14 protein-coding genes and 1 pseudogene are annotated in these 12,856 nt (G+C 65.2%); 5 read left to right on the plus strand and 10 right to left on the minus strand.

Going from position 1 to position 12,856, the window contains the following annotated elements:
• Nucleotides 1-20: 20 nt before the first annotated feature.
• Nucleotides 21-656, plus strand: coding sequence for a TetR/AcrR family transcriptional regulator (locus ACJ7Z0_RS27795; RefSeq protein WP_434792433.1), 636 nt, complete (start codon nucleotides 21-23; stop codon nucleotides 654-656).
• Nucleotides 657-704: 48 nt separating this feature from the next.
• Here ACJ7Z0_RS27795 and ACJ7Z0_RS27800 read toward each other — a convergent pair whose 3' ends face one another.
• Nucleotides 705-1,073 (minus strand): nuclear transport factor 2 family protein, encoded by a 369-nt coding sequence (locus ACJ7Z0_RS27800; protein WP_434792434.1) that lies wholly within the window; start codon nucleotides 1,071-1,073, stop codon nucleotides 705-707.
• Nucleotides 1,073-3,622, minus strand: a complete 2,550-nt coding sequence (locus tag ACJ7Z0_RS27805) for a sodium-translocating pyrophosphatase (RefSeq protein WP_434792435.1) — start codon at nucleotides 3,620-3,622, stop codon at nucleotides 1,073-1,075. The genes ACJ7Z0_RS27800 and ACJ7Z0_RS27805 overlap by 1 nt, the downstream gene beginning before the upstream one ends.
• Before the next feature lie 254 nt (nucleotides 3,623-3,876).
• Here ACJ7Z0_RS27805 and ppa point away from each other — a divergent pair, with 254 nt between their 5' ends.
• Nucleotides 3,877-4,404, plus strand: coding sequence for an inorganic diphosphatase (gene ppa, locus ACJ7Z0_RS27810; protein ID WP_093019105.1), 528 nt, complete (start codon nucleotides 3,877-3,879; stop codon nucleotides 4,402-4,404).
• A 42-nt stretch (nucleotides 4,405-4,446) separates the two neighbouring features.
• Here the strand turns inward: ppa and ACJ7Z0_RS27815 are convergent, their stop codons facing one another.
• Together ACJ7Z0_RS27815 and ACJ7Z0_RS27820 are read right to left on the minus strand one after the other, a co-directional pair.
• Nucleotides 4,447-5,199 (minus strand): hypothetical protein, encoded by a 753-nt coding sequence (locus ACJ7Z0_RS27815; RefSeq protein WP_434792436.1) that lies wholly within the window; start codon nucleotides 5,197-5,199, stop codon nucleotides 4,447-4,449.
• 77 nt (nucleotides 5,200-5,276) lie between these two features.
• Nucleotides 5,277-6,458: a GNAT family N-acetyltransferase gene (locus tag ACJ7Z0_RS27820; protein ID WP_434792437.1), complete on the minus strand. Its 1,182-nt coding sequence runs from the start codon at nucleotides 6,456-6,458 to the stop codon at nucleotides 5,277-5,279.
• A 124-nt stretch (nucleotides 6,459-6,582) separates the two neighbouring features.
• On the opposite strand from ACJ7Z0_RS27820, the pseudogene ACJ7Z0_RS27825 reads away from it, so the two are divergent.
• Both ACJ7Z0_RS27825 and ACJ7Z0_RS27830 read left to right on the plus strand, forming a co-directional pair.
• Nucleotides 6,583-6,810 (plus strand): annotated as a pseudogene (locus ACJ7Z0_RS27825) (NAD+ synthase); the annotation flags it as partial.
• On the plus strand, nucleotides 6,807-7,145 hold the full coding sequence (locus ACJ7Z0_RS27830; RefSeq protein ID WP_055800053.1) for a P-II family nitrogen regulator: 339 nt from the start codon (nucleotides 6,807-6,809) through the stop codon (nucleotides 7,143-7,145). The pseudogene ACJ7Z0_RS27825 and the gene ACJ7Z0_RS27830, both read left to right, overlap by 4 nt.
• Before the next feature lie 128 nt (nucleotides 7,146-7,273).
• Here ACJ7Z0_RS27830 and ACJ7Z0_RS27835 read toward each other — a convergent pair whose 3' ends face one another.
• Genes ACJ7Z0_RS27835 through ACJ7Z0_RS27860 form a run of 6 tightly spaced genes read right to left on the minus strand, consistent with a single transcriptional unit; the run spans nucleotide 7,274 to nucleotide 10,748 of the window.
• Nucleotides 7,274-7,864, minus strand: a complete 591-nt coding sequence (locus ACJ7Z0_RS27835; protein WP_434792438.1) for an LOG family protein — start codon at nucleotides 7,862-7,864, stop codon at nucleotides 7,274-7,276.
• Nucleotides 7,865-7,895: 31 nt separating this feature from the next.
• Nucleotides 7,896-8,303, minus strand: coding sequence for a diacylglycerol kinase (locus tag ACJ7Z0_RS27840; RefSeq protein ID WP_434792439.1), 408 nt, complete (start codon nucleotides 8,301-8,303; stop codon nucleotides 7,896-7,898).
• Nucleotides 8,300-8,866: an RDD family protein gene (locus ACJ7Z0_RS27845; protein WP_434792440.1), complete on the minus strand. Its 567-nt coding sequence runs from the start codon at nucleotides 8,864-8,866 to the stop codon at nucleotides 8,300-8,302. The genes ACJ7Z0_RS27840 and ACJ7Z0_RS27845 overlap by 4 nt, the downstream gene beginning before the upstream one ends.
• 14 nt (nucleotides 8,867-8,880) lie before the next feature.
• Nucleotides 8,881-9,741 (minus strand): DUF3106 domain-containing protein, encoded by an 861-nt coding sequence (locus ACJ7Z0_RS27850; protein WP_434792441.1) that lies wholly within the window; start codon nucleotides 9,739-9,741, stop codon nucleotides 8,881-8,883.
• 15 nt (nucleotides 9,742-9,756) lie between these two features.
• Nucleotides 9,757-10,185, minus strand: coding sequence for a DUF3619 family protein (locus ACJ7Z0_RS27855; protein ID WP_434792442.1), 429 nt, complete (start codon nucleotides 10,183-10,185; stop codon nucleotides 9,757-9,759).
• Entirely contained in the window at nucleotides 10,182-10,748 is a 567-nt protein-coding gene (locus ACJ7Z0_RS27860) for an RNA polymerase sigma factor (protein WP_055800071.1), read from the minus strand. The genes ACJ7Z0_RS27855 and ACJ7Z0_RS27860 overlap by 4 nt, the downstream gene beginning before the upstream one ends.
• A gap of 283 nt (nucleotides 10,749-11,031) precedes the next feature.
• Here ACJ7Z0_RS27860 and ACJ7Z0_RS27865 point away from each other — a divergent pair, with 283 nt between their 5' ends.
• On the plus strand, nucleotides 11,032-12,816 hold the full coding sequence (locus ACJ7Z0_RS27865; protein ID WP_434792443.1) for an acetolactate synthase 3 catalytic subunit: 1,785 nt from the start codon (nucleotides 11,032-11,034) through the stop codon (nucleotides 12,814-12,816).
• Nucleotides 12,817-12,856 lie beyond the last annotated feature (40 nt).

The following is a 12,856-nucleotide window of genomic DNA, read 5'->3' on the forward strand; positions in this document are numbered from 1 at the left end:
CGTAGGAAAATGTGCCATCCATGAACACAGCAACTGAAAACCCGGCAGTGGCCAGCTCTTCCGCACCACCGGCGCACGAGCACTATTCCCGACTGCTGGAAGGCATGGCGCGCGCGGTGGCGGCCAAGGGCTACGCGGACACGACCATCGCCGATATCGTGCGCGAGGCGGCCGTTTCGCGGCGCACCTTCTACGAGCATTTCACGACCAAGGCCGAATGCCTGGTTTCGCTTTACGAGGCTGCCAGCAAGCGGGCGCTGCGGGCTGTTGCCGAGGCCTTCGATCCGGCGCAACCCTGGCACCGGCAAGTGGAGCAGGCCATGACGGCGTACCTCGACTATCTGGCGCAGGATCCGGTGCTCCTGCGTACGCTCTTCGTCGAGATACTGGGCCTCGGAATGCCCGGGCTTGTGGCGCGGCGCCGGGTGAACGCCGAAATCGCCAGCTTCATCCAGGTGGCCATCAACAGCAGCAGCAACAACGGTGCGCAGGGCCCCGCCGCGCACCTGACAAGCGAAATGGCCCTGACGGTCGTGGGCGGCATCAACGAACTGGTGCTCCAGGCCATCGAGCAGGACCGCATGGGCGATCTGCGCCAGCTGGTATCTCCGGCCACGCGCCTGGTGCGCGCGGTGGCGGCCGAAAGCCTCGGGTAGCGCGCCGGGTGGCGCAGGGCAGGGCGGTCTTCGAACCCGCGCTTCCGATCAGGCCGGTTTGCTTTGCGCGGGATCGTAGAAGAACTCTTCCTGGGCGATGCGGTCTCCCGCCCAGCGCTGCCACGCGAGCTCTTCCATGCGCATGGCCTTGCCGCCCTTGAACCGGAAATCGAAAACCCAGCGGATCACCACGTGGTCCCCGTTCACGAACACGGGGCGCACGCAGGTCGAGACGACAGATTCGACGCGGTCGAGCACCGCCTGCTCGTGGGCGACCAGGGTGCCGCGGCCGCGCCGGGGCTCGGCCTGGTTTTCGCGCATGGTCGCGTCTTCGGTGTAGTAGTTCTCGATGGCCTTGGCATGCGCGCCGCTTTCCACCGCGGCGATGAAGGCCTCGAGTCTTTCCGCGGAAGGCATCAGCTCTTGACCTTCACTTCGACCCGGCGGGCTTCGCTCGCCGGCCCTGCGGCCTGGGTTTGTTCGGGCTTGGCAAGCTCGACCTTGTCAGCGGGTGCACCGGCGGCCTTGAGCGCATCGCCGACCGCGACTGCGCGCTGCTTGGCCAGCTCGGCGTTCGCCGCCGCATCGCCGCTGGCATCGTGATAGCCGCTCACGAGCACCGTGCTGCCGCTCTGCACGGCCTTGATCACGTCGGCCAGCGCCTCTTTGGCATTGGGCGCGACCTCGGCCTTGCCGCTCTCGAAATAGAACTTCACCACGCCGTTCTCGACCTTCACGGCCGCGCCTTCGGCCGCCGCCACGGGGCCTGAAGCCACCGATGCCGCGGGTGGGACCGGGGTGGAGGCCTGTACCGGGGCCGGCGCCGGCGCGACGGAGGCCGCCGGTGCGGTGGCGGCCGGGGGCGTCTCGATCTTGTGCGGTACGGCTGCGCCCGCGTCGCCGGCGTGGAACTTGACCACCAGCGGCACGATCAGCAGCGCCACGATGTTGATGATCTTGATGAGCGGGTTCACGGCCGGGCCGGCCGTGTCCTTGTAGGGGTCGCCCACGGTGTCGCCGGTGACGGCGGCCTTGTGCGCCTCGGAGCCCTTGCCGCCGTGGTGGCCGTCCTCGATGAACTTCTTGGCGTTGTCCCATGCGCCGCCGCCGGTGCACATCGAAATGGCGACGAACAGGCCGGTGACGATGGTGCCCATCAGCAGGCCGCCCAGCGCCTTGGGTCCGAGCACGAGGCCGACGACGATCGGCACCACCACCGGCAGCAGCGACGGAATCATCATTTCCTTGATGGCCGCGCCTGTCAGCATGCTCACGGCCTTGCCGTACTCCGGCTTGCCGGTGCCTTCCATGATGCCGGGGATCTCGCGGAACTGTCGGCGCACTTCCTCGACCACGGCACCGGCCGCGCGGCCCACGGCTTCCATGGCCATGGCGCCGAACAGGTAGGGGATCAGCCCGCCGATGAAGAGGCCGACGATCACCATCGGGTCGCTCAGGTTGAAGCTGATGTTCAACCCGAAGCTCTCCAGCTTGTGGGTGTAGTCTGCAAAGAGCACCAGCGAGGCGAGGCCGGCCGAGCCGATGGCGTAGCCCTTGGTCACGGCCTTGGTGGTGTTGCCGACTGCGTCGAGCGGGTCGGTGATGTCGCGCACGCTGGCGGGCATCTCGCTCATCTCGGCGATGCCGCCGGCGTTGTCGGTGATGGGGCCGTAGGCGTCGAGCGCCACCACGATGCCCGCCATGCTGAGCATGGCCGTCGCAGCCACCGCAATGCCGAACAGGCCCGCCAGCGTGTACGAGGCCATGATGGCGATGCAGACGAAGATCACCGGCCAGGCTGTAGAGCGCATCGAGACGCCGAGGCCCGCGATGATGTTGGTGCCGTGGCCCGTGGTCGAGGCCTGCGCAATGTGCTGCACCGGCTTGTACTGGGTGCCGGTGTAGTACTCGGTGATCCACACCAGGGCGGCCGTGAGCGCAAGGCCCACGAAGCAGGCGCCGAACAGCTTGAGCTGGCTGCCGCTCGGGGCAATGGCGTTGTCGGGGATGAGCCAGCTCGTGACGAACCAGAACGCGATCAGCGACAGGATGCCCGCCACCGCCAGGCCCTTGTAGAGCGCCGGCATCACGTTGACCATGCCGGGCGAGGCCTTGACGAAGAAGCAGCCGATGATCGAGGCGATGATCGACACGCCGCCCAGAGCCAGCGGGTAGAGCACCGCGTTGACTGGCGCCGCCGTGACCATCAGCGCACCCAGCACCATGGTGGCGATGAGCGTGACCGCGTAGGTCTCGAACAGGTCGGCCGCCATGCCGGCGCAGTCGCCGACGTTGTCGCCCACGTTGTCCGCGATCACGGCGGGGTTGCGCGGATCGTCTTCGGGAATGCCCGCTTCGACCTTGCCCACCAGGTCGGCGCCCACGTCGGCGCCCTTGGTGAAGATACCGCCGCCCAGCCGCGCGAAGATCGAGATCAGCGAGGAGCCGAAGGCAAAGCCGATCAGCGGGTTGAGGATGTTCGAAAGGCTGCGGTCCGGCGTGAGGTTGCCGTTGCCCGCCAGGAACCAGTAGAAGACCGAAACGCCCAGGAGCCCCAGGCCCACCACCAGCATGCCGGTGATGGCGCCGCCGCGAAACGCGACGTCGAGCGCCGGGCCGATGCCTTGCGTGGCCGCCTGCGCGGTGCGCACGTTGGCGCGCACCGACACGTTCATGCCGATGAACCCGCAGGCGCCCGAGAGCACCGCACCCACCACGAAGCCGACGGCCGTGGTCACGTCGAGAAAGATGGCAATGAGGATGGCCAGCACCAGGCCGACCACCGCGATGGTGGTGTATTGCTTGGCGAGGTAGGCGGAGGCGCCGGCCTGGATGGCCGCCGCGATTTCCTGCATTCGCGGATTGCCGGGGTCCTTGGCGAGAATCCAACTTCGTGCCCAGAAACCGTAGCCGACGGCCACGAGGCCGCAGACGATGGCGAGTATCAGGGGGGTGTTGCCGATCATGCTTTGCTTCTCCATTCGTTCGTTGTGACTTGTGGAGACGGACAGCATGGATCCTGCGCGCAACGCGTACGGGACCCAGGTTTTCCGTCGCGTTGCTTCCTCGAAGCTCGCTGCACCGAAGTGCGGAGCCGATTGGCCAACGGTTGCAATTTACAGGCAAAAGCGCGGGCGTGTGCGACCGCGCCATGACACGGAAAGTAAACTCCGGGTTTGTCCCCATCTCCCCTCATACTTTTCAACTACTCGAAAACGTCATGTCCTTCGACAAAGTCTCCCCCGGTAAAAACATCCCCGACGCCTTCAATGTCGTGATCGAAATCCCGATGAACGCCGACCCGATCAAGTACGAAGTCGACAAGGAATCGGGCGCGATCTTCGTGGACCGCTTCATGACGACTGCGATGTACTACCCGGCCAACTACGGCTATGTGCCGCAGACGCTGTCTGGCGACGGCGACCCGGTCGACGTGCTGGTGATCGCGCCGTATCCGCTCTTGCCCGGCGTCGTGGTGCCGTGCCGCCCGCTCGGCATCCTGATGATGGAAGACGAAGCCGGCGTGGACGGCAAGGTGCTGGCCGTGCCCACCGACAAGGTGCTGCCGATCTACAGCCACTGGAAGTCGGTCGACGACGTGAACCCGATGCGCCTGAAGGCCATCAGCCACTTCTTCGAGCACTACAAGGACCTGGAAGCGGGCAAGTGGGTCAAGGTGCTGGGCTGGGAAGGCATCGACGCGGCCAAGAAGGAAGTCATCGACGGCATCGCTGCCTACAAGAAGTAAAAAACAGTTCCGTGCGAAACATGGGCCAGGGGCAGCGGTGCCTCAGCCCTGAACCGCATCGCCCGCCAGCCGCATCCACTCGCGGTTGACGGAGCGGGCGTGCGAGTTCCAGTGGCGCGCGGCCTGCTGGAGTTCGCTCCACTGGCGCTGTGCGCCGGCGGCGTCGCCTTGCTGGGCGAGCCAGGCAATGTAGCGGGCACGGGTCTCGACCGTGTTGTACTGGCTTAGCGCCGCCTCGAAGGCCTCCCGCGCCTCCCCGTGGCGCCCATCGGCGGCGAGTGCTCGGGCGGTGAGCACGGCCACCTCGTCCCTGCGGTAGTCGCCGCGCGTGGCGCGCAGGGCCTGGAGCGCTTGCAGCGCTTCGCGGCCAGAAGCCGGGCCACCCGCCGCCAGCAGTGCGCTGGCCAGGCCAAACTGCAGTTCAGGATCGGACGCGAGCGGGCCCTTCAGGGCGTCGCGGTAGTGCCCAGCCGCGTCGGCGGCCTGGCCCTTGTCGAGCGCGGCCTTGGCGAGGCGCAGCTTGTTCTGGGCCGTCGGTGCGAGGTCGTAGGCTTCGGTGGCCGCGCGGTATTCGCGCTCGGGGTCGATGAAGCCGATGGCTGCACTCGCCACCTTGCCCGCGGTGCGCTGCATGCGCGAGGCGGGCAGGTACTCGACCACGAAATACACGATGCTGCCCAACAGGGGGAAGCTGAAAAGAATGATGAGCCAGTACATCTGCTTGCCATGGCGCATCGCGTGTACCGCGAAGAACAGCGCAATGAGGATGTGCAGCCCCAATCCGACGAATGGCATCGACTTCTTTCTGTTGTTGGATGTTGGGCGCGTTTATAGCAGCCCCTGATGGCGCCAAACCGACTGCGATCCGCCTCTCAACCGGCCTTGAAGGGGCTGCGTTCGCCCAGGTGGTCCAGGTAGTTTTCGATACCTTCGCCTTCGCGCTCCAGAAAGCGCTCGACCGCGTCGGCGAACGCGGGGTGCGCGAGCCAATGGGCACTGGTGGTCTTCACCGGCATCAATGCGCGGGCCATCTTGTGCTCGCCCTGCGCGCCACCCTCGAATCGCTTGGCGCCGTGCGCAATGCACCAGGCAAGGGGCTGGTAGTAGCACGCGTCGAAATGCAGGCAGTCGACGCGTTCAATGGCGCCCCAGTAGCGGCCGTAGGCGACCAGCGCGTCGTCCGCGTGCGTGGACAGCGCGATCAGGCTCGTGGCAATGGGCTTGCCCGCGCGTTCGGCGACGAACAGCAGCCAGGCTTCGGGCATGGTGTCGGCCATGCGCTGGAAGAAATCGCGCGAAAGATAGGGCGGATTGCCATGCTCGCGATAGGTGCGTGCATAGCAGCGGTAGAAAAAATCCCAGTCCGTCGGCGTGATGTCGGCACCGCGGGACCAGCGAAAAGTCACGCCGGCCTCGGCCACCTTGCGGCGCTCCTGGCGGATCTTCTTGCGCTTGTCGTGGGACAGGCTGGCAAGGAACGATTCGAAGTCCGCGTAACCGGTGGTTCCGCCCGGCGCCTGCTGGACCGCGTTCATCCAGTGAAACTGCACCGTGTTGCGCAGCATCAGGCCCGCTTCGGTGCAGGCGGCGATGTCGGCGTCTGCACCGAACAGCAGGTGCAGCGATGAAAGTTCTTCCTGCTTGCACCAGGCCACCAATGCTTGCACCAGCAGTGTGCGGGCCTGCGCGTCGCGTGCCAGCAATCGCGCGCCGGGCACCGGCGTGAACGGCACTGCCACCACCGCCTTGGGATAGTAGGCAAGCCCATGCTGCTCGTAAGCATTGGCCCAGGCCCAGTCGAAGACGTATTCGCCATAGGAGTGGGTCTTGATGTACGCCGGACAGGCGGCCTGCAGCTCTTCGCCGCGCCACAGGGTGATGAATTGCGGGGTCCATCCGCTCTCGGGCGAGGCGCTGCCGCTCTCCTGCATTGCCGCGAGGTATTCGTAGCGCATGAAAGGCGACGGCTCGGCTTCGGCCGAGAGCAGCGCGTTCCATGCTTTCGGGCTCAGGTCCGACAGCGACGCCATCACCCGAATGACATAATCGTTCAAGTCTTTTTCTTCCTTCCGTATGACGCTCACGCTCGCCATGGCGCAACTCGATTTTGTGGTGGGCGACTCGGCCGGCACCTTCACCGGAGCCTCCGATGATGCCGTGAAAGCCGAGACCCCCGGCGGCGTGCTGGCACGCTACATGCAGGACGATGAGGGCATCGACGAGATCATCGCCGCGGGCTACAAACGCGCGGTGGTCGAGCGGGTTGCGCGGCTCATCAAGATCAATGAATACAAACGGCGCCATGCGCCAGTGGGCATCCGGGTCACCCATCGGAGCTTCGGCAAGGATTGGCGTTACCCTATCACCAGCAAATTCAACGAAACCGCCGGAGCGCAAAAACCATGAAGCAGATCACCGCCATCGTCAAACCCTTCAAGCTCGAGGACGTGCGCGAAGCCTTGGCCGAAGTGGGCGTTACCGGTCTCACTGTGACCGAAGTGAAAGGTTTCGGCCGCCAGAAAGGCCACACGGAGCTCTATCGCGGTGCCGAGTACGTGGTCGACTTCCTGCCGAAGATGAAGGTCGAAGTGGTCGTCAACGAGGACGACGTGGAACGCTGCATCGAGGCCATCGTCAATTCCGCGCGCACCGGCAAGATCGGCGACGGAAAGATCTTCGTCACCAGCGTGGACCGCATCGTGCGCATCCGCACCGGCGAAGAGAACGAAAACGCCGTCTGACGGCTCGCCCCCAGTCTTCGCGCACTTCGTGTCGCTTCGCCAACCCCCTACCAGGGGCAACATCAGCGGCCCGGCAAAGCCGGTTCCGCGGTGTTTCCGGAAAGAGGCAGGTCTGCCTGACTGCCGGGCTACAGGTTTTCGGCCAGTTTGTTGCCGCGGGGATGGAGCGGCACTTCGGCGCGCAGCGCACTGAGCAGTTCGGTGGGGTCGGTGCCGGTACGGACCAACTCCATCTGCCATTCACCCATGAAGCCTTCGCGCACGCTGTGCGCGAGGAAGCCCAGCAAACCGTCGTAGTAGCCGGCGGTGTTCAGGATGCCGGTGGGCTTGTCGTGGTAGCCGAGCTGGCGCCAGGTCCAGATCTCGAACAATTCCTCGAAGGTGCCTATGCCGCCCGGTAAAGCAATGAAAGCATCGGCGCGTTCGCCCATCATGGCCTTGCGCTCATGCATGGTGTCGACCACGTGGAGTTCGTCGCACAGCGGGTTGGCCAGCTCCCGGTCGACCAGGGCCTTGGGAATGATGCCGACGACGCGGCCGCCGGCATTGCGCGTGGCCTCGGCCACGGTACCCATCAGCCCGGTGCGTCCGCCGCCGTAGACCAGCTGGCCGCGGTGCGCGCCGATCCACTGGCCGACCGCTTCCGCGGCCTTGGAAAACTCGGCCCGCTCGCCGGGGCGCGAGCCGCAATACACACAGATCGAAAATTCAGGATTCATGCCGCCATCATGCCTCGTGCGGCGGGCGTCTTCATGACGCGAAGTGCTGCCACAGAGCCGCCAGCCAGATGCCGCCGCACAGGGTGAGCGACAACAAGACGGCGGCGCTGCCCATGTCCTTGGCGCGCTTGGAGAGATCGTGCCATTCGGGCCCGATGCGGTCGATGGCGGCTTCGACCGCGGTGTTGAGCAGCTCGACGATCATCACCAGGATGGCGCTGCCGGCGAGCAGGGCCACTTCGACCCAGCTGCGGCCGAGCCAGAACGACGCCGGAATCATCACGATCGCCATCACGGCTTCCTGGCGGAAGGCCGGCTCGCTCCAGCCCGCGCGAAGCCCATGCAGGGAAATCAGCGTGGCATGCCACACGCGCTCCAGGCCTTTGCGGGCCTTTTGCGGGTTGACGGCGGGATCTGGAAGCTTGGGCAAGGCACTCATTGGCGGCTCATGGGCTTGGAGGTGATGAGCCGCGTACCGGCCCAGGCGTCGTGCCAGAACTGGCGCTCGGGGTGGAAGCGCGCCAGCAATGCCCAGATGGCGACCCATCCGAAGATCAGCACCGCCGATTCTCCTCCCGACAGCTTGAAAGGTGCGATGGCCGCCAAGGGCGGCAGGAACCAGATCCAGCTCAGCAGGTAGCGCGCCAGGGCGCGGCGCTGGGTGAGCGGGCGTCCGTGCAGGTCGACGATGCGGATGTTCCAGGTCTTCATGGCCAGCGTCTGTCCCCGGGTCCAGAACCAGACGAAGTAGACGCCGAAAACCACGAAGAGAAACGCCTGGAGCAGGTGCCGGCGGGAGTCCATGGCATCGCGCATCTGCCCAAGCGTGCTGAACAGCCAGCCCGCGACAAACACCACGGCGAACAGCAGCATGCCTTCATACAGCCAGCACGCCATTCGGCGCCACAGGCCGGGCACTATCGAAAGAGGAGCGTCGCCTGAAGATTCTGCGGACGAAGAAGGAGGATTCGATTCCGAACTCTCGGAAGCATTTGAAACCATCGAAACCTTGGGAATCAGGGGGGCGAAGGCTGCTCGGCGCGGCCTGCAGGATTGGAAGGCGATGGGCCGGCGGCAGACGGTGGTACCAGCACCTGAGCCTCGGCCGGGGGAGCCGGCTGCGGCGCCACGCTGGAGGCGGCAGGTGCCGACACAATGGCCGGAACCCGCTCCGGCGGCGACGCCACCATGACGGCGGCCGCAGGCGCCGTTGCGGGCACAGCCGAAGGGGGCGGGGCCAGCATGATGCGGGGCGTGTGCTGCCCCGCAGGCGTCACGGCCGGCACCGTCACGAGCTTCTGGGAGGGAATGGGGCGCACCGGAATGGCGGCCCCGCGCGGCTTGGCGGGCGCGCGCTCTGCGAGACGGCGCTTTTCTTCCTCGCTCAATGCCTGGTATTGCTCCCACTTGGCCTTGCGCTCGTCGGCAGGAACGCGCTTGACCTCGGCAAAGTTGAGGCGAGCCTGGGCGCGCTGCTGGTTGCTGAGGGCGGCCCATTCGATCATGCGGCTGTGCAAAGTGGTTCGGTCATCGGCCGACATGTTCGCGTAGTTGCGTGACAGTGCCAGCCATTTGCGCTTGTGGCCCGCATTCAGGGTGTGCCAATGCGATGCGAGCGGGTGCAGCGCCTGCTGCTGCTCCGCGGTGAGCTCGCTCCAGTAGGGTTTGGTTGCCTTTGGCACGGAGGGGTTGGAGGCGGCCACCGGCGCAGGCTGGGCAGTCTCGGCCGGCTTGGCTGACAAGGATTGGGTCTGGGCGCTGGCCAGCGTCAGGCCGAACGCCGCAGCAGCGAGCGCGAACGCCCAAATGACTGCGCCCGACGTTTGCGGGCGCAGCAGGCGGGACGCGTCGGTGCGGGAAACGGAAGTGCGTCGCATGCGTTCGGCGGGATTTCAGTCGGAGGCGCCGTCAGCCTTAACCTTGAGGAACTGCGCGAACCCCGGGTCCGTGTAGGCGGCGGGCGGGAGGTCGTCCGTCAGAAGGGCCGAGTCGACTTCCGCCAACTCGCTGGCACGGTCTTCGTCCTGCATCACGCTGATGGTGATGAGGCCCGCGACCAGCGCGATCAGAGGCACCACCGAGCCGATGCGCGTCCACCAGCCGCCGCCCATGGTGGCCACATGCCCGGACTGCATGATGACCGTGGCCGCCCGCAACTGAGGGGCTTGCTTGCGCATGGCGACGGCTTGCGCCCGCGCCACGCGCAGCCGCTCGCCGATGTCGTGCGGCAGCTCCTGGGTGCCGGCGGAAAGCCGCGCAGCCACCCGCTGGCCGAATTGATCTTCGACGGCGAAAGAAGAGGTTGGAACCTTAGTGTTCATAGCGAAATTCCCTTGGCTTTGAGCGCCTTGCTCAGGGCGTGTACGGCCCGCGAACAATGGGTTTTGACGCTGCCTTCGGAGCAGCCCATTGCAGCGGCCGTCTCCGCCACATCCATTTCTTCCCAATAACGCATCAGGAAAGCCTCGCGTTGACGTCCCGGCAAAGCGGCGATCTGTTCTTCGATCTCGTGGAACACCTGGGCGCGTCGGGTCGTGTCTTCCGCGCTCTCCGTTTCCCTAGAGTCGGTTGGCGAGACGAAGTTCTCCAGAAGATCGAAATCGCCTTCGTCGCCAGCGGCCTCGAAGTCGCCAAGGTTCGAGAACAGGGCGCGGCGGGTTTTCTGCCGGCGGAACCAGTCGAGCGTGCAATTCGAAAGAATGCGCTGGAACAGCATCGGCAGCTCTTCCGGCGGTTTGTCGCCGTAGTGCTGCGCCAGTTTCATCATGCTGTCCTGCACGATGTCGAGTGCCGCTTCCTCGTCCCGCACGTGATAGACCGAGCGCTTGAAAGCGCGCCGTTCGACGCTCTTCAGAAAGTCGGAAAGTTCTTGTTCAGTGGCCAAGCGAGAGGGGGCGCCACAGGCGCCGCGTGGGAAATGGTGTCTGGGTAGCGCTTGTGTTTTTCTGCCGCGGATTATGCCCCGGTGCCTTTTCGCGGGGATTTCGGCGCGGCGGCCGCCGCATCAATGTCATAATTCGCGCTGCAAGTCAAAAGGCAAACGGGTCACGGTCCGGCGGAACATCAGTCCGCTCATGGCTTTGGCCTCAAGTCCTGGCGCGGCCCCACAAGGGCTGGCAAGGGGCACCCAAGGTTTTTCGTTCCCGAAAAAACTCCAAAGGTTGATCATGGAAATCTCTAAGGCGGAACTCGCTTCCGCAGCAGCCGCGTCCTCTGGCGCCGGCAACCCAACGCAAGAACTCATGGGCGCTGAAGTGCTGGTCAAGGCACTGCAGGCCGAAGGCGTCCAGTACGTCTGGGGCTACCCTGGCGGCGCGGTTCTGTACATCTACGACGCGTTCTACAAGCAGGACACCATCCAGCACGTGCTGGTGCGCCACGAGCAGGCGGCCGTCCACGCGGCCGACGGCTATGCGCGCGCCACCGGCGACGTCGGCGTGGCGCTGGTCACGTCCGGACCTGGCCTGACCAATGCGGTCACCGGCATCGCCACGGCGTACATGGACTCGATCCCGATGGTGATCATCTCGGGCCAGGTACCCACTGCGGCGATCGGCCTTGATGCCTTCCAGGAATGCGACACCGTGGGCATCACGCGCCCCATCGTGAAGCACAACTTCCTCGTCAAGGATCCCAAGGATCTGGCCATGACGATGAAAAAGGCCTTCCACATCGCACGCAGCGGCCGGCCGGGCCCGGTGGTGGTGGACGTGCCCAAGGACGTCTCCTTCAAGAAGACGCCGTACGCCGGCTATCCCGACAAGGTCGAGATGCGTTCGTACAACCCGGTGCGCAAAGGCCATGGCGGGCAGATCCGCAAGGCGTTGCAACTGTTGCTCAACGCCAAGCGTCCTTACATCTACACGGGCGGCGGCGTGCTGCTCGGCAACGCCTGCAACGAACTGCGCACGCTGGTCGACATGCTAGGCTACCCGGTCACCAACACGCTGATGGGCCTGGGCGCCTATCCGGCGAGCGACCGCAAGTTCCTGGGCATGCTGGGCATGCACGGCACCATCGAGGCCAACAACGCGATGCAGAACTGCGACGTGCTGCTGGCCGTGGGCGCGCGCTTCGACGACCGCGTGATCGGCAACCCGAAGCACTTCGCGCTGAACGACCGCAAGATCATCCACGTCGACATCGACCCGTCGAGCATTTCCAAGCGCGTGAAGGTCGACATTCCGATCGTCGGCGACGTGAAGGACGTGCTGACCGAGCTGATCTCGATGATCCGCGAGAGCACCACCAAGCCCGATGCCGGCGCGCTGGCCGACTGGTGGAAGACCATCGAGGCCTGGCGCTCGCGCGACTGCCTCAAGTACGACCGCGGCAACAAGGACGTGATCAAGCCGCAGTACGTGGTCGAGACCCTCTGGAACATGACCAAGGACGCCGACGTGTACATCACGTCGGACGTGGGCCAGCACCAGATGTGGGCCGCGCAGTACTACCGCTTCGACGAGCCGCGCCGCTGGATCAACTCGGGCGGCCTGGGCACCATGGGCGTGGGCATTCCCTACGCCATGGGCATCAAGCTCGCGAAGCCCGATTCGGAAGTGTTCACCATCACGGGCGAAGGTTCGGTGCAGATGTGCATCCAGGAACTCTCCACCTGCCTGCAGTACAACACGCCGATCAAGATCTGCTCGCTCAACAACCGCTACCTGGGCATGGTGCGCCAGTGGCAGGAGATCGAATACTCCGGCCGCTACAGCCACAGCTACATGGATGCGCTCCCCAATTTCGTGAAGCTCGCCGAGGCCTATGGCCACGTGGGCATGCTGATCGAGCGTCCACAAGACGTGGAGCCGGCGCTGCGCGAAGCACGCAAGCTCAAGGACCGCACGGTGTTCATGGATTTCCGTACCGATCCCACCGAGAACGTGTTCCCGATGGTCAAGGCCGGCATGGGCATCACCGAGATGCTGTTGGGTGCCGAAGATCTCTGATCCGCGGCGCATTCGCTTAACTCTTTACTGACGAATCTAT

This window comes from Variovorax palleresanus (assembly GCF_051144945.1).
Taxonomy (GTDB): Bacteria; Pseudomonadota; Gammaproteobacteria; order Burkholderiales; family Burkholderiaceae_C; genus Variovorax; species Variovorax paradoxus_S.

What these genes read in the sequence shown, in the direction of transcription:
- ACJ7Z0_RS27850 (WP_434792441.1), bottom strand. Translation starts at nt 9,741, where the DNA reads ATGCGACGCACTTCCGTTTCCCGCACCGACGCGTCCCGCCTGCTGCGC.
- ACJ7Z0_RS27855 (WP_434792442.1), bottom strand. Translation starts at nt 10,185, where the DNA reads ATGAACACTAAGGTTCCAACCTCTTCTTTCGCCGTCGAAGATCAATTC.
- ACJ7Z0_RS27800 (WP_434792434.1), bottom strand. Translation starts at nt 1,073, where the DNA reads ATGCCTTCCGCGGAAAGACTCGAGGCCTTCATCGCCGCGGTGGAAAGC.
- ACJ7Z0_RS27815 (WP_434792436.1), bottom strand. Translation starts at nt 5,199, where the DNA reads ATGCCATTCGTCGGATTGGGGCTGCACATCCTCATTGCGCTGTTCTTC.
- ACJ7Z0_RS27795 (WP_434792433.1), top strand. Translation starts at nt 21, where the DNA reads ATGAACACAGCAACTGAAAACCCGGCAGTGGCCAGCTCTTCCGCACCA.
- ACJ7Z0_RS27830 (WP_055800053.1), top strand. Translation starts at nt 6,807, where the DNA reads ATGAAGCAGATCACCGCCATCGTCAAACCCTTCAAGCTCGAGGACGTG.
- ACJ7Z0_RS27805 (WP_434792435.1), bottom strand. Translation starts at nt 3,622, where the DNA reads ATGATCGGCAACACCCCCCTGATACTCGCCATCGTCTGCGGCCTCGTG.
- ACJ7Z0_RS27835 (WP_434792438.1), bottom strand. Translation starts at nt 7,864, where the DNA reads ATGAATCCTGAATTTTCGATCTGTGTGTATTGCGGCTCGCGCCCCGGC.
- ppa (WP_093019105.1), top strand. Translation starts at nt 3,877, where the DNA reads ATGTCCTTCGACAAAGTCTCCCCCGGTAAAAACATCCCCGACGCCTTC.
- ACJ7Z0_RS27865 (WP_434792443.1), top strand. Translation starts at nt 11,032, where the DNA reads ATGGAAATCTCTAAGGCGGAACTCGCTTCCGCAGCAGCCGCGTCCTCT.
- ACJ7Z0_RS27845 (WP_434792440.1), bottom strand. Translation starts at nt 8,866, where the DNA reads ATGGTTTCAAATGCTTCCGAGAGTTCGGAATCGAATCCTCCTTCTTCG.
- ACJ7Z0_RS27840 (WP_434792439.1), bottom strand. Translation starts at nt 8,303, where the DNA reads ATGAGTGCCTTGCCCAAGCTTCCAGATCCCGCCGTCAACCCGCAAAAG.